General features: G+C 68.8%; 16 protein-coding genes. 8 read left to right on the top strand and 8 right to left on the bottom strand.

The features are described 5' to 3' along the window. Window positions 1–3 precede the first annotated feature (3 nt). From kdpC to IBL25_RS06610, 6 genes are all read left to right on the top strand, one after another. Window positions 4–555 carry a potassium-transporting ATPase subunit KdpC gene (gene kdpC / locus IBL25_RS06635; RefSeq protein ID WP_187777770.1) on the top strand — a complete coding sequence of 184 codons (552 nt, stop codon included), beginning with the start codon at window positions 4–6 and terminating at the stop codon, window positions 553–555. A 61-nt stretch (window positions 556–616) separates the two neighbouring features. Then, window positions 617–1,366, top strand: coding sequence for a TorF family putative porin (locus IBL25_RS06630; protein WP_187777769.1), 750 nt, complete (start codon window positions 617–619; stop codon window positions 1,364–1,366). 52 nt (window positions 1,367–1,418) lie between these two features. Further along, the gene (locus tag IBL25_RS06625) at window positions 1,419–1,697 is read left to right on the top strand and encodes a hypothetical protein (protein WP_187777768.1); all 279 of its coding nucleotides are present in this window, start codon (window positions 1,419–1,421) and stop codon (window positions 1,695–1,697) included. Window positions 1,698–1,708: 11 nt separating this feature from the next. Further along, entirely contained in the window at window positions 1,709–2,335 is a 627-nt protein-coding gene (locus IBL25_RS06620) for a hypothetical protein (protein ID WP_187777767.1), read from the top strand. Window positions 2,336–2,345: 10 nt separating this feature from the next. Beyond that, window positions 2,346–3,341 (top strand): 4-hydroxy-tetrahydrodipicolinate synthase, encoded by a 996-nt coding sequence (gene dapA, locus IBL25_RS06615; RefSeq protein WP_187777766.1) that lies wholly within the window; start codon window positions 2,346–2,348, stop codon window positions 3,339–3,341. Between the two features lie 200 nt (window positions 3,342–3,541). Next, window positions 3,542–4,666, top strand: coding sequence for an FUSC family protein (locus IBL25_RS06610; RefSeq protein WP_187777765.1), 1,125 nt, complete (start codon window positions 3,542–3,544; stop codon window positions 4,664–4,666). A 249-nt stretch (window positions 4,667–4,915) separates the two neighbouring features. On the opposite strand, the gene nhaA is transcribed toward IBL25_RS06610, so the two are convergent. Then, on the bottom strand, window positions 4,916–6,103 hold the full coding sequence (nhaA, locus tag IBL25_RS06605) for a Na+/H+ antiporter NhaA (RefSeq protein ID WP_187777764.1): 1,188 nt from the start codon (window positions 6,101–6,103) through the stop codon (window positions 4,916–4,918). A gap of 339 nt (window positions 6,104–6,442) precedes the next feature. Next, window positions 6,443–7,381 carry a LysR family transcriptional regulator gene (locus IBL25_RS06600; RefSeq protein ID WP_187777763.1) on the bottom strand — a complete coding sequence of 313 codons (939 nt, stop codon included), beginning with the start codon at window positions 7,379–7,381 and terminating at the stop codon, window positions 6,443–6,445. Window positions 7,382–7,475: 94 nt separating this feature from the next. Here IBL25_RS06600 and IBL25_RS06595 point away from each other — a divergent pair, with 94 nt between their 5' ends. Then, window positions 7,476–8,450: an alpha/beta fold hydrolase gene (locus IBL25_RS06595; protein WP_238940256.1), complete on the top strand. Its 975-nt coding sequence runs from the start codon at window positions 7,476–7,478 to the stop codon at window positions 8,448–8,450. A 176-nt stretch (window positions 8,451–8,626) separates the two neighbouring features. Here the strand turns inward: IBL25_RS06595 and IBL25_RS06590 are convergent, their stop codons facing one another. Next, window positions 8,627–9,703, bottom strand: coding sequence for an alpha/beta fold hydrolase (locus IBL25_RS06590; protein WP_187777762.1), 1,077 nt, complete (start codon window positions 9,701–9,703; stop codon window positions 8,627–8,629). A 318-nt stretch (window positions 9,704–10,021) separates the two neighbouring features. On the opposite strand from IBL25_RS06590, the gene IBL25_RS06585 reads away from it, so the two are divergent. Continuing rightward, the gene (locus tag IBL25_RS06585; protein ID WP_187777761.1) at window positions 10,022–11,455 is read left to right on the top strand and encodes a chlorohydrolase family protein; all 1,434 of its coding nucleotides are present in this window, start codon (window positions 10,022–10,024) and stop codon (window positions 11,453–11,455) included. An 88-nt stretch (window positions 11,456–11,543) separates the two neighbouring features. Here the strand turns inward: IBL25_RS06585 and IBL25_RS06580 are convergent, their stop codons facing one another. The 5 genes from IBL25_RS06580 to IBL25_RS06560 form a co-directional block, all read right to left on the bottom strand. Then, window positions 11,544–12,629 (bottom strand): ABC transporter ATP-binding protein, encoded by a 1,086-nt coding sequence (locus IBL25_RS06580; protein ID WP_187777760.1) that lies wholly within the window; start codon window positions 12,627–12,629, stop codon window positions 11,544–11,546. Further along, entirely contained in the window at window positions 12,626–13,627 is a 1,002-nt protein-coding gene (locus IBL25_RS06575; RefSeq protein ID WP_187777759.1) for an ABC transporter ATP-binding protein, read from the bottom strand. Before IBL25_RS06575 ends, IBL25_RS06580 begins: the two co-directional genes overlap by 4 nt. Further along, window positions 13,624–15,060 carry an amidohydrolase family protein gene (locus IBL25_RS06570; protein ID WP_187777758.1) on the bottom strand — a complete coding sequence of 479 codons (1,437 nt, stop codon included), beginning with the start codon at window positions 15,058–15,060 and terminating at the stop codon, window positions 13,624–13,626. The genes IBL25_RS06575 and IBL25_RS06570 overlap by 4 nt, the downstream gene beginning before the upstream one ends. Window positions 15,061–15,078: 18 nt before the next feature. Further along, window positions 15,079–16,683, bottom strand: a complete 1,605-nt coding sequence (locus IBL25_RS06565; protein WP_238940255.1) for an ABC transporter substrate-binding protein — start codon at window positions 16,681–16,683, stop codon at window positions 15,079–15,081. Window positions 16,684–16,718: 35 nt separating this feature from the next. After that, the coding region (locus IBL25_RS06560) for an ABC transporter permease (RefSeq protein WP_202986701.1) at window positions 16,719–17,559 on the bottom strand (841 nt) is incomplete at its 5' end.

Here is a 17,559-nt window from a genome sequence, read left to right as displayed (position 1 = left end):
ACCATGACCGGCATTCTGCGCGCCGCCACCACCACCGTGCTGCTCTTCACCGGCCTGCTGGGGCTGGCCGCACCCGCCGCCATGACCGGCATCGCCGGTGCGGTCTTCCCCGGCCAGGCGGGCGGCAGCCTGATCGAGCGCGACGGCCAGGTGGTTGGCTCCGCGCTCATCGGCCAGGCCTTCGCGGAGCCCCGCTACTTCCATCCCCGGCCCTCGGCGGCCGGGAGCGGCTACGATGCCAGCGCCGCCGCCGCCTCCCAGCAAGGGCCGACCAGCGCCAAGCTGGCCGAGGCCGTGCGTGAGCGCGTGGCCGCCGCGGGGCCGAAGCCGGTGCCGGCCGATGCCGTCACCGCCTCGGGCTCCGGCCTCGACCCGCATATCAGCCCGGAGAACGCGGCACGCCAAGTGCCGCGCATCGCCGCCGCGCGCGGCCTGCCGGAGGCCCGCGTGCTGACCTTGCTGCGGCAGCACACCGAAGGCCGTGAACTGGGCCTGCTGGGCGAGCCGCGCGTCAACGTCCTGCAACTCAACCTGGCGCTCGACACGCTGCGCTGAGCGGGTGGGGCCGCCGTGGCGGCCCTTCCCCAGGTTTTCCTTTCTCACACCGGACTGACCCATGAACCGCATTGCTTCCGCGGCAGCCTTCGCTTTGGCCGCTGTCCTCCTCGCGCCCGCCGCCGCCTCGGCGCAGATGAGGGTTGAGGCGCTCGGCCTCACGCTCACCGCCATGCCGGCGGTGTCCAGCGACTACCTGTTCCGCGGCATCAGCCAGACGCGCAACCGCCCGGCCATCCAGGGCACCTTCGAGGCGCTGCACGACAGCGGCCTGTATCTCGGCGCCTTCGCCAGCAACGTCGCCTTCGCCGGCACCGACGCGCGGCAGGAACTGGACCTGCTGGCCGGCTACCGGTTCGAGGCGCTCGGCATCGCCTGGGACATCGGGGCCATCTACTACAGCTATCCGGGCTACAGCCGTCCCTCCGGCGGCTACAACATCGACTACATCGAGGGTGCGCTGAAGGCGAGCAAGGCCATCGGCACCGTCACCCTCGTCGGCGGCCTGTCTGTATCGCCCAACTTCTTCGGGCAGTCCGGCACAGGCGTGTACCTGGAGGGCGGGGCGGATGTCGCCTTGCCGCTGGGTTTCACCGCCTCTGGCCGGTTCGGCCACCAGTGGATCGAGCATGAGCCGCGCTTCGGCACGCCGGATTACGCCACATGGTCCGCGAGCCTGTCGCGCGAGGTCTTCGCGGGCGTCACGCTGGCGGTCGGCTACTATGGCACCGACATTTCCCAAAGCCGGTGTTCCGGCGGCCAGAAGGTCTGCGACGACCGGGTGATGGTCACGCTGAGCCGCAAGTTCTGAAGCCTCGATCCTGCCGCGGCTCCTGGCCGCGGCAGCGCGGGAAACTGTCGCAATGCGCCGCCTGCCTCCTTCAGCCATCGCGTCACTGCGCGTGCTGGGGCGCTTCGCTCTCCGGCTCGGCTGCATCGCCATTCTGTCGGCTGTCTACCACGACCCGCGGGGCGGCCCCTGGCAGACCTTCTCATACCTGGCCTTCCTCACCGCCGCCTGCTGCGTGCTGACGGCGGCGGTCCTGCGCGAGCCGAAGTTCGGTGGCAGGCTGACGAACTGGGATGAAGCCGCCGCCTACGCGATCATCGGTTTGGCCGCACGCGCGGCGTCGCTGAGCTGATCCGTCCTTGATTGGTTTTTTATGATCCTCGCGCGGAATCGCTACTGCTTCTTTATGCGGAGGGCGAGCAGAACATAAGCGTGGAGGTTCCCATGCTTCTTTCTGCTGACGTGACCAAGGCCGGCAAGGCCGACATCCTTGACGAACACAGTTCGCTGGATGCAACGATGGTTCTGCTGAGCCGGCCCGCACGTATCCATCACATCATGCGCCAGTCTTCCGAGGATGACGGCGGCCTGCTCGATGAAGTCGAGGCATCGGCCGAAGACCGCGTTCTGGTCGTCGGCGGCACGACGGCCGACCTTCTCTGCGCCTCCGTGCGCCGCGGCTGCCGGTCCGCCATGGGCGTCGCGAAGGCGCCGGCGCATCCCGAGGCGGCCGAGGTGGTCGTCGCCCCGCAGGTCTGCTCGCTGGAGCAGGCGGAGGAGATTGCCTTCTGTGCCCGCAAGGCTCTGCTGCGCGGCGCCCATGATGGGCGGCTCGCCATGCGGCTCCTGGGCACCGGCACGGCCCGGCTGGCCCGCAGCTTGGTCACGCGGCTGAACGCGCTGGGTTACACCCGCCTGCGCCTGCGCCGCACCAAGGGCGATGCCCTTGTGGTCACTGGCCGCTTCGCCGCCGCCATTCCTTCGTCCTGAGGCCGCTGCCATGCTGATGCGTCATCAATCCATGATCCTGCGCGGCTCGATTTCGGCGCTTGTCACACCGTTCCGCGCAGGGGATGGCGAGCTTGACGAGGACACCCTCGGCCGCCTGGCGGAGCGTGCCGTCAGCCGAGGCGCCTCGGGCGTCGTGGTCTGCGGCAGCACGGGCGAGGCCGCGGCCATGACACCCGATGAACAGCTCCGGGCGATCCACGCGGTGGACGAGGCCGTCGGCGGCAGGGTGCCGGTGATCGCCGGCATTGGCGCGCCATGCACCCAGGCGGCTGTCGCCATGGCGGCCGCCGCCGGGAAATGCGGCGCCTCGGCGCTGCTCTGCGCCGCGCCTCCCTATGTTAGGCCGTCGCAGGAGGGTTTGCAGGCGCATCTGCGGGCGATCGGCAGCGCCTCCGGCCTGCCGATCATCCTCTACGACGTCCCCTCGCGCGTCGGGGTGCGGTTCGAGGACCAGACCATCGCGAGGCTGTTCGAGAAGGGCATCATCAGCGCCGTCAAGGACGCCACGGCCGACCTCGCCCGCCCGGCGAACCTCCGCCGCCTTTGCGGGGCGGACCTGCGGCAACTGTCGGGCGACGATGCGACGGCGCTGGCGCATCTGGCCATGGGAGGCAGCGGGTGCATCTCGGTCACGGCGAACCTCGTGCCGGCGCTCTGCGCCGGCATGCAGGAGGCCTGGCTTGAGCGGGACTTCGAGCGGGCGGCGCAGTTGCGGGACTGGCTGTCCCCCTTGCACCAGGCCCTGTTCACGGAAACCAACCCGGTGCCCGTGAAGGGTGCCATGGGCCTGCTCGGATTGTGCGACTGGAAGCCGCGGCTGCCGTTGGTGCGGGCGAGCGACGCGGTGCTGGCGGAGCTTGAGGCGGCCTTCCGGGAACTGATGCTGATGGAGGATTCCCTTGCCCGCTCCCTGGGGCGCCACGGGCATGGCGCCGCCCGGGTGGATCGGGCCCACCCTGGTGTCAGCGCCGCCAGCGCAAGGTAGCGGCCGGTCTCACGCATGGCGCCAACGGGGCGGGGAATCTGGCAGGTTCACGTGTCCGGCTTCATCCGCGCTTTCCTGGCCCTCGCCCTTGCCGCCTTTGGTGGCCTCGCGCCCAGCCGCTCCTGGGGAGCGCGCCCGTGGGATGGCGAGGCGCGAGGCGGTTCGCGCAACAATGCGGCATGGCACGAATTCTACCTTGCATGATGCTGTTCAAAGCGCCCGGAGGTCCGCCACGCCACGCCAGTTCCCGCTTTCGCCGGCTCTGCGCGCACTGCCTCAACGCGACCCGCTGGGACCCCTTCCGCCTGACACTCCAGACAATCCTGGCTGTCCTGATCTCCTATAATGCCGCGCGCTGGCTTCGCCTTCCTGATCCATCCTGGGCCGTGTTCTCGGCGCTTTATGTTATCCAGGGCAGCGTCGGCGGCACCCTGACGGCCGCGAAAGACCGGGTTCTGGGTGCCATGCTGGGCTCCCTCATCGCCCTGGCCTGCATCTATCTGATCGGCCTCGGCGGCTGGCAGACAATCCTGTCCTTGCTGGTGGGAATCGGAAGCATGAGCCTTCTCGCGGGGCTCAAGCCGCGGTTCAGCTATGGCTTGGTTCCGGTCGCCATCCTGATCGTTGCTCCGGGCATGGAGTTGATCGAGGATGCATTGCTCAAGATCGCCGCCATCGCCTTGGGAGCCACGGCCGGCGCGGCGGCGAGTGTGCTCATTCTGCCGCGCCAGGCCCACCGCAGCGCGGAACAGCACCTGGCGCAGGCACTGGCGGGCTGCAGCGAGCTTCTTTCCACATCCATGGCAAAGATCCTCGCGCAGGATGCGGCGGATCTTCAGGTGGCGCATGAGCGGATTGCCCGCGAACTGGCGGCGGCCGATGCCATGATCCAGCAGACGCGCCTCAGCCGGAGGCGGGCGCGCCGCATGTCCCTCATCGCCCTTCTGAAGCAGACTGAGCGGCTATGGTATACCCTTGCCATGGCGGACCGCCTCAGTGCCCAGCCTCTGTCGGAGGAGGCAAAAGGCCGCCTGGCCGAGCCTGTACGGAACGCCACGCGGGCGGTGGATCGTTTTCTTTGCGAGCTAGGGAAAGCATTGGCTGGCAGAGAAGCGCCGGGCCGTGCCGCCAACGTTCAAGGCCCTGTCAACGAAGTTGCAACGGTGATCGAGGACATGCGCCTGGAAGGGCTGCTGCATTCACTGCCACGGGAGGAGGCCGAGCAGGTTCTCGGCTTGTCGTTGGCATGGCGGCAGTTGACGCGGAACATAGATGACATCCTGCAAGCCGCGGGCGTCCACAGCCGCGACGATGCCGCCGCCTAGCACGGAGCTGGAGTGCGGCTATTGGCCGCCATCCGCACAGTTGGAGGAGAGGCCGGCGATGTGCCGGACGAACCAGATAAGCGTGCCGCAGCAGAGAAGGGCGAGAACAAGGAGGCCATGGAGACCGGGAGGGGCACGGAGGTCCCCTCCTCCACCAGCCGCGCCGTCCGCGGCACGATCAGGGCGGCTCCTGCGAAGCGGAAGAAGATGCCGGGGACCGGGCCAGGCCGAAAGAGCCGGCGTCACGGGCTATCGCGATGGCGTTCCCGGCCAATCCTGCGGAGCCAGGCGGAGCAGTCCATAGCCCAGCAAACCGGCAAGAAGCGAGCCGCCGAGGATGCCGATCTTGGCCTGTGCCTGCAGCAGCGGATCGCCGGGGAAGGCCAGCAGGGTGATAAAGAGGCTCATGGTGAAGCCGATGCCGCAGAGCAGTGCCGTCCCGGCCATCTGGAGCCGCCCCGCATAGGCCGGCATATCCGCGAGGCCCAGGCGGATGGCCAGCATGGAAAAGCCCAGCACCCCCACCAGCTTGCCCACGAGCAAACCGAGCCCGACGCCAAGCGTGACCGGCGCCGCCAGCGCTTCCGCGGGCAGGCCGAGGAAGGGCACCCCGGCATTGGCCAACCCGAAGATGGGCACGACAAGGAAGCCGACGGGCAGGTGCAGGCCATGCTCCAGCCGGTGGAGGGGGCTGCCGGAAGCCGCATCCGGCCTGCCGGGAGTGGCTTGCAAGGGGATCGTGAAGGCGAGAATCACGCCCGCCAGCGTGGCATGAACGCCCGAGCGCAGCACCAGAACCCAAAGCACGAGCCCGAGCAGGAGATAAGGCGGGAGGCGCCGGACACCCAGCCTGTTCATCCCCGCCAGGATGGCGACCACCACGGCGGCACCCGCCAAGTCCGGCAGCGAGAGCCCGGCGGTGTAGAACAGGGCGATGATGATGACGGCGCCCAGGTCGTCGATGATGGCCAGCGCCGTCAGGAAGACGCGCAACGAGGCGGGCACCCGTCTGCCCAGCAGGGAAATGACGCCAAGGGCGAAGGCGATATCCGTGGCGGCAGGAATGGCCCAGCCATGGGCCGTCGGGCCGGAGTTGAAGGCCAGGTACACCAACGCGGGCACCATCATGCCACCGGCGGCCGCGATGCTCGGCAGGGCGCGGCGCGGCCAGGTGGAGAGCTGGCCATCCAGAACCTCGCGCTTGATCTCGAGGCCGACGAGCAGAAAGAACACGGCCATCAGGCCGTCATTGATCCAGTGGCCAAGGGACAGCGGCCCCAGATAGGCATGCAGGAGGGCTTCATAGCCCGGCCCAAGAGGGGAGTTGGCGATCGCCAGGGCCAGGGCAGCCGCCCCCATCAGAACCAGCCCCGCGGAGGACTGGCCATCCAGGAAACGGCGCAGGGCACTCGGCTGAATGTGGCGGTGCTGGGCCATGGGGTGCCTCCGGGCGCAATTCATTCCGCTGGCGGCCCGACCAACGCTGAACCCTGCCCGCACCGCCTCCGGAGCGAACACCCGGAGGCCGCTATCGCATCTGATAATCCCGGGTGCAACCGCTCATGCAGCTTTGGACGTTCGAAATCCGCCGCCCAATGGTGGAATGAAGGCTCAGGCGGAACGGCCGTTCTGGCATTCAGGAAACCAGTTCGGCGGGCAACACCTGGAACTGCTCCGCATCAGCCACGCGAAGGAGACCGAGCACCTCCCCCGATCCCGGCCATGCCCGCCGAACCGGTAACGGCGGGTCTCAGGATGGCTGGGGCCGGTGCCATCCTAATCCTGAGGCGTGGGTAACCAGTCGACCACGGCAGCGGTCTGCGCCAGTTCCCGCCGCAGCGCCGGCACGGCATGGTCCACGAAGGCGCGCACCGGCGACCAGGGCCTCGGGTTCGGCCGGAAGATCATGTGCACCGGGACCGCTTCCGGCTCGAAGGAGGTGAGCACGCGCCGCAGCTGGCCCACCGCCAATGGCCCGGCCACCTGATAGGAGAGCGCGCGCACCAGCCCCTTGCCCCGCAGTGCCGCATCGAGCCCCGTTCCGACGCTGGTGATGGAGAGCTGCGTCCGCACCTGCACCGACCGTGTCCGCGCGCTGCCGGCCTTCTGCCGGAACGTCCAGAGCTCGCGGTTTCCATCCGGGTTCACCCCGATGCAGCGATGGCCGGCCAGCTCCGTGGGCTCCCGCGGCAGGCCATGGCGGGCGAGATAGGCGGGCGAGGCACAGATGACCTGCCGCACCTCGCCAAGCCTCACCGCGACCAGGCCGCTGTCTTGCAGATGCGCCAGCCGGACCGCGACATCGATACCTTCGCCCACCATGTCGACCATGCGGTTCAGGAGCAGCGCCCGCGCCCGCACCTCGGGATGCGCTTCGAGGAATGCTTCCAGTACCGGCGCCACCTTCAGGCGCCCGAACAGCTCCGGCGCGGTCAGCACCAGCGTGCCGTTGATGACATTCGGCGCCTGTTCCTTCCGGATCTCGGCCAGCCGGGCCAGCACCTCGCGCCAGACCGTGGCGTGGCGCTCGCCGGCCTCGGTCGGGCGCAGGCCGCGCGTGGAGCGCAGCAGCAGCGTCTCCCCCGCATCCTCTTCCAGGAGAGCGATAGCGCGCGTGGCCGCCGCCGCCGAGCGGCCGAACCGCCGCGCGGCAGCGGCGAGCGAGCCTTCGTCGATGGCGGCGATGGCTATCTCCATCGCGTCCAGCCGGTCCATCGTTTCAGATCCTGAAATCAAGCGCGTCATCCAACGCGCATTCAGCCGCTCCGTGCAAGCCACTAGCTTGGCTCCACCGCAGCGAGGTGACGCCATGAACCAGACGATTCCGGCGCTTCAGCGCCGCGCCCTTCTGCTTTCCCTGGCAGCGGCCCCGGCCACGGCGCCTTTCGCCCCGGCCGCCGCCCGCCTGGCACCCTTCACGGAGACGACCATGCCCGACATCCAGTACCGCACCCAACAGGTTGGCCCCGTGGAGGTCTTCTTCCGCGAGGCCGGGCCGGCCGACGCGCCGGTCCTGCTGCTGCTGCACGGCTTCCCCACCAGCAGCCACATGTTCCGCGATCTGATCCCGCTGCTCGCCGACCGTTACCGGGTGATCGCGCCGGACCTGCCTGGCTTCGGCCTGACCAGGGCACCGGCACGCGGCGCCTTCGACTACAGCTTCGACAACCTGGCACGTGTGATCGGCCAATTCGTCGATGCCATCGGCCTGCGGCGCTACGCGCTCTACATCTTCGATTACGGCGCGCCCACCGGCCTGCGGCTGGCCATGGCGCAGCCTGAGCGGGTGACCGCGATCATCTCGCAGAACGGCAATGCCTATCTGGAAGGGCTGAGCCCGGAATGGGAATCCTGGCAAGCCTACTGGCGCGAGCCGACGGAGGAGAACCGCGCCCGCTGCCGTGCCGCGCTGACCGACGAGTTTATCCGGTCCCAGTATGAGCAGGGTGCGCCGGCGGGGCGTGTCCCTCCCGATGGCTACCTGCTCGACCAGTTCTTCATGCACCGCGCGGAAGCAGCCGACATCCAGCTCGACCTCATCCTGAGCTACCGGACGAATGTGGCGCTCTATCCCGCCTTCCAGAGCTATCTCCGGCAGCACCAGCCGCCGCTGCTGGCGGTCTGGGGCAAGAACGACCCGTACTTCCTGCCAGCCGGCGCCGAGGCCTACAGGCGCGACCTGCCGAAGGCGGAGGTGCATCTGCTCGATGCCGGCCACTTCGCCCTGGAAACGCACCACCGGGAGATTGCCGGCACCATCCGCCGCTTCCTGCCAGCCGCGTGAGCCCCCCGCGGCGGGGCCGCTGCCATCCGCAGGCTTGCGCTCCACGGTGCCTCAGGAGTTCCGCCGCCGGGCACCGTGGCCAGGAGCGCAACATCCGCGTCGAGGCCGGAAGGGGCGGAGGACGGCCTTTCCGCGCAAGCCGCTGACGGAGAGGGCCGCGACGGCCCGCCGCCCCTTCAGCGGGATGCCGGTTCGGGTAAAGCGGCCAGAAAGCGCCCGAGCTCGGCCGCCCAGAAACGGGCAAAGCCGGTGGTGCCATGGCCGCGCGTCTCGGCGGAGGCGGGGATCAGGTAAAGGCGCGCCTTCGGCATCTTCGCCAATGCCTGCTCCATCAACCCGGTCTCCGGCGGGTTGCGCTCGTCGTCAGCAGAGTTGATGGCGAGCACCGGGACCTGGATGCGCTCCAGCCCCTGCGGATTGTAGTCGCGCGATGCGTTCCACTGGTACATCACGTCATTGGCGTCGCCGTTCAGCGGCGTGGCCAGGCGGGCATCCAGCAGCTTGTCCGCGGCTTCCCGCGTCGGTGCCTGCGCCTGGAAGGCCAGGGTGCCACCGCTGGTGGCGATGCCGAAGAAGGCGTTGGCGACCTGAACGGCACGTGGCTGGGCCGTATAGTCACCCCCCTTCCATTCGGGGTCATTGCGCACGGCATCGATGATCATCCGCCGCAGCATCCAGTTGCGGCTCGACATCTCGGTGGGCTGTGACGCCATCGGCACCAGGGCATCCGCCATCTGCGGATAGGTGGTGCCCCAGAGCCAGGCATGCATCCCGCCCATGGAATTGCCCAATACCAGCCGCAGGTGCGGGATCTTCAGCCCCTCGGTCACCAGCCGGTACTGCGCCAGCACCATGTCATCGTAGTTGTATTCCGGAAAACGGGCGCGCAGCCCGTCGGAGGGCTTGGCGGAACGGCCGGCGCCGATCGCATCCGGAATGATGATGAAGTATTTCCGCGCATCCAGCGGCCCGCCCGGCCCGAAGAGCGGTTCAGCGAAAGGACCGGTCAGCGCGCTGGCGGAGGAGCCGGCGGTGCCGTGCAGCACCAGCACCGGCTGCCCGCTCGGCTCCCCCACCGTGGTATAGGCGAGGCGGAGCTCCGGCAGCACCTGGCCGGTGTGGAAGCGGAAGTCGCGGGCGATCCATTCGCCCTGTCTGGGCTCGGGATAGCTGGCCGCCTGGGCCGATGGCGCGCAGAGCGCCAGCAGCCCGAACAACAGCCCTGCCCCGAGCCTGCGGCGGGTGGTGGTCATGCGGTTCCTCCCTGGACCTGACGCCGGCCCGGGCCGGCGTTTCGTTTCGGAAACCATCCTCTTGTGCAGGCGCCACGGCAAGCATTTCACAGAACCTTTCGCCGGGCCGCGCCTGTCATCGCCGCATCATGGATGCTCCGGACCTTTCCAGCGTCGGGCAGATGATGCGGGCGCCGCCCGGCTGCCCGGGCCCCGACGAAGCCGGCCGGTGCCGAGGCTGGACCGATCATCATCAATGATGAACACTGCCCCTGTCCCGCGCGCCGCCAATGCAGGTGCGGCACCGCCCCTGCGGGGGGATCGACAAGGAACCGACGCATGCCCGTGACCATGATCCGTGCCTCGCACATCATCGCCTTCCAGGATGGCGGGCACCGCCACCTGAAGGACGGCGTGGTGGTGTATGAGGGCGACACCATCCGCCATGTTGGCCAGAGCTACGACGGGCCGGTGGATGAGGTGATCGAGGCGCGGAACAAGGTTGTCACCCCCGGCTTCATCAACACCCACGCGCATCTTTCCGAATCGCCGCTGGACAAGAGCTTCGTGGAGGATCGTGGGCCGCGGCAGTTCTACCTTTCCGGCCTGTTCGAGTTCCTCTCGGCCAGGGACGGCGCCATCACGCAGGCGGCGCGGCACGCCAGCATTGCCTATTCCATGCCGGAACTGCTGCGCACCGGCACCACCACCATCATGGAAATCGGCGGCTATGGCGATGTGGTGGCCGAGCACGCCGCACGCTGCGGCATCCGTGCCTATATCGGCCAGGGCTACCGCTCCGGCCGCTGGTTCACGGCCAATGGACGCACGGTCGATTACGAATGGCTGGAGGATGACGGCGCCGGTGCCTTCGACGAGGCGGTGCGCTTCATCGAACGCGTGGACGGGCGGGAGAACGGGCGGCTGAAGGGCTTCCTCACGCCCATGCAGGTGGATACCTGCTCCGAGGCCCTGCTGCGCCGCTCCGCCGATGCGGCACGCGACATGAAGGTGCCGCTGGCGCTGCATGTCTCGCAATCCGTGCCCGAATTCATCGAGATGACGCGCCGCAACGGCTGCACGCCGATCGAGTGGCTGCAGAAGATCGACTTCCTGTCCGAGCGCTGCATCCTCGGCCACTGCATCATCCCCGGCGAGAGCAGCTGGGCCAATTACCAGGCCGACGATATCGGCATCCTGGCCGACACGGGCGCCAATGTGGCCCATGCGGTCTGGGTCTTCGCGCGGCGCGGCATCGCCATGGAAAGCTTCGCGCGCTACCAGAAGCGCGGCGTCAACATGACCATCGCGACCGATACCTGCCCGCAGAGCATGATCGAGGCGATGCGCTGGACCTCCGTGGTCTCCAAGATCGTGGACCGGCAGACGCAGGTGGCAACGGCGGCCGATGTGTTCAATGCCGCGACGCTCAATGGTGCCAAGGCGCTGGGCCGCGACGACCTCGGCCGCATCGCGCCCGGCGCCAAGGCGGACCTGCTGATCTGGCACAGCGACAGCCTCTTCATGACGCCGCTGCGCGACCCAATCCGCAACCTCGTCTTCTCGGCGACGGCGGAGGACCTGCAGACCTCCATCATCGATGGCCGCGTGGTGATGCAGGATGGCGTGGTTCCGGGCTATGACCCGGTGGCCCTGGGGCGCGCCGTGCAGGAAGGGGCGGAAGCGATGTGGGCAGGGATGCAGGCCCGTGACTGGGCCGGGCGCGATATCGAACAGCTTTCGCCGTCGAGCTATCCCCCCTTCCGCGGCTGAGTCCGCGCGCCGCTACGGGGTGCGGCGGTCAGCCTGCCATGGGCGCGCGGCGCAGCCGCCGCGCGCCCTCCGCGAGTCCCGCTTCGGGTCAGAAGCCCGCCGCCGCCCTGCCGCCCGAGCGCTGCCTGGCATGGTCGTAAAGGGCCAGGCGCCTTGTCGCCGCCGGTGTCAGGCCACCGGAATAGTCCAGGCCGGCATCGGGCAAGGTTTCGGAGAAGTGGCAGGCCGCTTGCTGCCCCGGTGACACCTCACGCAGCACAGGCACCTCCTCGCGGCACCGCGCCTGGGCGAAGGGGCAGCGGGTGTGGAAGCGGCAGCCCGGTGGCACCGCCATCGGGCTGGGCACGTCGCCGCCCAGCGGCGTGACCCGGCCACGGCGTGAGGGATCGGGATGCGGGATGGCGGCCAGCAGCGCGCGGGTATAGGGATGGCGCGGATTGGCGAAAAGCTCCGCCTTGCTGCCCATCTCCATGATGGCGCCGAGATACATGACGGCCACGCGGTCCGCCATGTGCTTCACCACCGCCAGGTCATGCGCGATGAACAGGTAGGAGAGGCCCAGCCGCGCCTGCAGGTCCTTCATCAGGTTCACCACCTGCGCCTGGATGGAGACATCCAGCGCGGAGACGGGCTCGTCGCAGACCACCAGGTCCGGCTCCACCGCCAGGGCGCGGGCGATGCCGATGCGCTGGCGCTGGCCGCCGGAGAATTCATGCGGGTAGCGTTCGGCGTGGAAGGGACGCAGGCCGACCAGCTCCAGCAGTTCCTGCACCCGCTGCTGGCGAGAGCGGTTGTCGCCGATGCCATGCACCACCATTGGCTCCGCGATGGCATCGCCTACCGTCAGGCGAGGGTTGAGGCTGGCATAGGGGTCCTGGAACACGATCTGCATGCGCCGGCGCAGCGCCCGCATCGCGCCGCCCGCCACCTTGGTCACGTCCTGGCCATCGAAGCGGATGCTGCCGGCGCTGGGCTCGATCAGCCGCAGGGCCAGCCGCGCGGTGGTGGACTTGCCGCAGCCGCTTTCCCCCACCAGCGCCAGGGTCTCGCCGCGCATCACGGAAAAGGACACGCCGTCCACGGCGCGCACCGTGCCCACCTGCCGCTGGCGGATCACGCCCTGCTTCACCGGGTAGTGCTTGGCCAGACCGGCCACTTCCAGCAAGGGCGTCATGCGGCGCTCTCCAGGGCCAGTGCTTCCTCGACCGGGGCGCGGATGCAGGCGGCCTCATGCCCCGGACCCAGCGCCCGCAGCGGCGGCAAGGCCTCCCGGCAGGCCTGGATGGCGAAGGGGCAGCGCGGGTGGAAGCGGCAGCCATCGGGAAAGGCGAAGGGCGGCGGCACGGCGCCGTCGATCGCCAGCAGCCTCTCCCGGCTCTCGTCCAGCCGCGGCACGGAGCCGAGCAGGCCCAGCGTATAGGGATGCTGCGGGTCCTCGAACAGGGCGCGGGCGCTGGTGCGCTCCACCACCTGGCCGCCATACATCACCGCCACCTCATCCGCCATTTCCGCGATGACGCCCAGGTCATGGGTGATGAGGATGATGGACATCCCCGTCTCGGCCTGCAATTCCCGCAACAGGTCCAGGATCTGCGCCTGCACGGTTACGTCCAGCGCCGTGGTCGGCTCATCCGCGATCAGCAAGCGCGGCTCGCAGGCCAGGGCCATGGCGATCATGACGCGCTGGCGCATGCCGCCGGAAAGCTGGTGCGGGTATTCGTCGAAGCGCCGCTCCGGCGAGGGGATGCGCACGCGCTTCAGCGCGGCCACCGCCTTCTCCTTCAGCGCGGCGGCGTTGAGGCCGGGGGAATGCACCTGCATCGCCTCGACGAGCTGCCGCCCGACCGTATGCACCGGGTTCAGGCTGGTCATCGGCTCCTGGAAGATCATGGCGATCTGGCCGCCGCGCACCAAGCGCATCTCGCGCGCGGAAAGCGGCAGCAGGTCACGCCCCGCCAGCAGCACGCGGCCATCCACCGTGCGCCCCGGCGACGGCACCAGCCGCATGATGGAGAGCGACAGCATGGACTTGCCGCAGCCGCTTTCCCCCACGATGCCCAAAGTCTTGCCGCGCGGCACGGAGAGGTCCACCCCATCCACCGCCCGCACCAGCCCGGCGGAGGTCTTGAAGACGGTGCGCAACCCTTCGACGCGCAGCAGCTCCTCCGTCATCGGGCCCACCGGAAGGTCGGCGGGGAGATCTTCTCCACCGGTCGGTGCGCCCAGTCGCGCTCGGGTGCATTCGCGACGATGCGCTTCTGGGCCTCATGCAGATGCGCGGCGGCGCCTTCGTAATCCATGGTCAGCACGCGGCCTTCCCGCACCACTTCCTGGCCATCGACATGAACGGAGCGGATGGCGCGGTCACCGGCGGCGTAGATCAGGCTGCGCATGGGGTCGCGCGCCGGGCGCATCATCGGGTGCGTCACGTCCACCATCACGAAATCGGCGCGGCAGCCCATCGCCAGCCGCCCGATATCATCGCGCCCCAGCGCCTGGGCGCCGCCGATCGTCGCCGCATCGAAGAGGTCGGTGGAGGAGAGGCTGCGTGGGTCCTCCGCCTGCGTGCGCGCGAGGTAGGAAACCAGCCGCAGCTCATCCAGCATGTTGTGCGGATAGGTATCGGTGCCGATGCCCATGTTGACGCCACGGCGGCGGTAGCGGCCGAAATGCTTCATGGTGATGCCGCGGCGTGCGAAGACGGTGGGGCAATGCGCCACGGTGGTGCCGGTCTCCGCCAGCCGGTCCAGGTCGTTGGCGGTATGCCAGCGGGTGCTGGGATGGTCGTCCAGGAAGATGCCGTGGCCGATGATGGCGCGGTCCGAGAGCAGCCCCATGCTGTCGAGCCAGCCGATGGGCGTGAAGCCGCTGCGGCGCGTGATCTCATGGAATTCCACCACGCTCTGCGCCGCATGGATCTGCCAGGAAAGGCCGCGCTTGCGGGCTTCCTCGGCACTCTCGCGCAGCAGGGTCTCGGAACAGGTGTCGATCTGCGCCGGCACCACCATGCCGAAGAGGCGGCCGGATTCATGCTGCTCCGCGCGCTCCACCAGCGACAGCGCCTCGGCCATCCCTTTCTCGCCGGCGGCCTCGTCCCATTCGTATTCCACCACATGGCCGTTCCTGGTGAACCAGCGCGCGGAGCGGAACATCGGCGCGACGCAGACGCGCATGCCGCTTTCCGCCAGCAGGTCCAGCCAGCCCGGATGTGCCATGGAAAGGTCGGCCACCGTGGTGACGCCGGAGAGAAGCAACTCCGACAGCGCCACGCGCACGCAGGAGGGCACGGCTTCCGCATCCGCGCGGAAGATCGGCATGTATTCGTAGAGCGAGGAATTATACAGGCCGGGGGAGCCGATCTCGTCGATCAGCCCCTTGTTCATCGGCTCGCTGGAAGGGTGGCAGTGGATATTCACCAGCCCGGGCATGACCATCATGCCGTGGGCGTCGATGACCTTGTCGGCCCGGCCGTCATAGCCACGGCCGACGAAGGTGATGCGGCCGTCCTCGAAGGCCACGGAGGCATCGGGCATGTAGACATGCTGCCCGGCTGCCTCATCCCAGGCGATGACGAGATCGGCGTCCTGAACGAGCGTGGTGGTCATGTCCCTGCCCTTCCCGCCTCAGCGCGTCAGCCGGATGTCGAGGCCCTTGTAGAGCGCGGCACCGTAGATGCCATGCGGCCGCACGCCTTCCACCCGCTGCCCCGACATCACCCAGAGCGGCTGGCGGATCAGCGGCAGCCAGGGGTTCTGTTCCGACAGGAGCATCTGCGCCTCGCCGATGGCCTTGGCGCGTTCCTCCGGCGCCGTGGCGGCACGGGCGGCGTTGATCAGCCGGTCGGTTTCCGCGTCATTCCAGTTCATGCGGTTGGGCGTCGGCCGATTGGTGCTGGGGAAGTACAGGCCCAGCGCATCGGTGGCCGAGGCATAGGGATAGGACATGATGAAGGCGTCGAATTCCTGCGTCGCCAGCTTGCCCCAGGCCACCGTGGCGTCCCAGAGCTGCACGCGCATCTCGATGCCCACGCGCCGCAGGTCCGCCTGGATGGCCTGCATCATGCCGTTGTTGTAGGCATGCTGGATGGCATAGGCCAGGAATGTGGCGCGCTGGCCGTCCTTCACCCGCACGCCGTCGCTGCCCAGGGCCCAGCCGGCCTCGTCCAGCACCTTGCGGGCGGCGGCGGGGTCGAAGCCCGGCACCTTGGCAGCGGCCTGGGCGCTGGCGTCCTGCGCGTTGGGGTTGACGTAGGAGCTGGCCACTTCACCGGCATTGAACCAGACAGCCTTGTTGATGGCATCCTTGTTCACCGCGAGATTGATGGCGCGGCGCACGGCCGGGTCGTTCATCACGGGCTTGTCCACCCTGAAGCCCATGAAGTTGTCGTAGAAGTAGTTCGGCTGCTGCTGCAGCTTCACCGTCGGGACGCGCTTCAGGCCTTCCAGCGCGAAATACGGAATCCACTGCGTCACGTCACCCTGGCCGGATTGCACGGCGGCCAGCCGGGTATTCGCTTCCGGGATCACGCGCAGGATGATGCGGCCCACCTGCGGCGACGGGTTCTGGTAGATCGGCGGGCCCCAGTTGTAGGCAGGGTTCTTGGTCAGCACCATCTCCTGGCGTGGCGACCAGCTGTTCCAGCAGTAGGGCCCGACGCCGTTGAAGCCCTGCACCCCGAAGCCATCGCCCAGCTTCTCCACCGTCGCCTGATCGACGATGCCCATGAAATACTGCGTCAGCTGCAGCAGCAACTCGCTGAAGGGCTGCTGCAGCTCGTATTCCACGGTGTAGTCATCGACAGCGCGGACCTCCTTCACCTGCCCGGCGCGCGCGCGCACCGGCCCGCGCAGCGCGGGGTCGATGAAGCGGTTGATGGTATAGACCACGTCCTTGGCGGTGAAGTCCTTGCCATCGCAGAACTTCACGCCACGCCGCAGCTTGAAGGTATAGAGCTTGCCGTCCTCGCTGACGGTCCAGCTTTCCGCCAGGCTGGGCCGGATGGTCTTCTGGTCCCAGTCCAGTGACACCAGCGTATCCGTCAGCAGGAACAGCGCCTCCCCCGCCGCGGTGGCCGAGGTGCGGGCGGGGTCGTAGCGGTCCGCGTCGATCTCGCGCAGCACCACCAGCGTATCCTTGGGCGCCATCTGGGCCTGCGCGGCGGGCGGCAGCGCACCCAGCGCCAGCAGGGAACCGCTCAGCAGGCCGGCCATCCGGCGGCGCTTCAGCAACTGGAACATCCTTGGGCCTTTCGGTTGCAGCAGGATCAGACGCGGAGCCGGGGGTCCAGCGCGTCACGCAGCGCATCGCCCAGCAGGTTGAAGCTCAAGACCAAGACAAAGATCAGTGCGCAGGGGAGCACCGCGATATGCGGCGCAAAGAACAGGAAGTTCCGCCCTTCCGCCGCCATGGCGCCCAGTTCCGCCATCGGCGGCTGCGCGCCGAGGCCGAGGAAGGACAGCGCCGAGCCCAGCAGGATGACCTGCCCGAAGCGCAGCGTGGCGAAGACGAACATCGGCGAGAGGCAGTTGGGCGCCACGTGGCGCAGCATCAGCCGGGCATCGCCCATGCCGGTGGCGCGCGCGGCCTCGATGTAATCCTGGCGCATCACCACCAGGGCGGCGCCGCGCACGATGCGCGCCATCAGCGGCACCGTGGCGACGGAGAGGGCCAGCACCACGGCCGGGATGCCGGGGCCGAAGATGGCCGCCAGCGCCAGGCCGAAGAGGATGGCGGGAAAGGAGAGCAGCACATCCATCAGCCGCATCAGCAGCCCGTCCACGCGGCGGTAGAAGGCGGCGGCGAAGCCCACCAGCGCGCCCACGAAGCCGCCCAGCAGCACAGAGGCGATGCCGATGACGAAGGTGATGCGCAGCCCGTAGAGCAGCCGGGTGATCATGTCCCGCCCCTGCGCATCGGCGCCGAGCAGCAGCCCTGGCGTGCCCGGCACCGCCATGGCGGAGCCGAGGTCGTTGTCGAAGGGGTCTGTGGGCGCCAGCACCGGCGCCAGCACGGCGGCCAGGATCAGCAGGATGGCGAGCAGCAGCGCCGCCGCCGCCACGGGCTCCCGCACCAAGCGGCGCAGGGTGCCCGGCGCGCGGCGCGGG

Origin of the sequence: Pseudoroseomonas ludipueritiae, assembly GCF_014490445.1 — a bacterium.
In the GTDB taxonomy this organism is placed as follows: Bacteria; Pseudomonadota; Alphaproteobacteria; order Acetobacterales; family Acetobacteraceae; genus Pseudoroseomonas; species Pseudoroseomonas ludipueritiae.
This window is presented reverse-complemented; position numbering and strand designations above follow the sequence as displayed.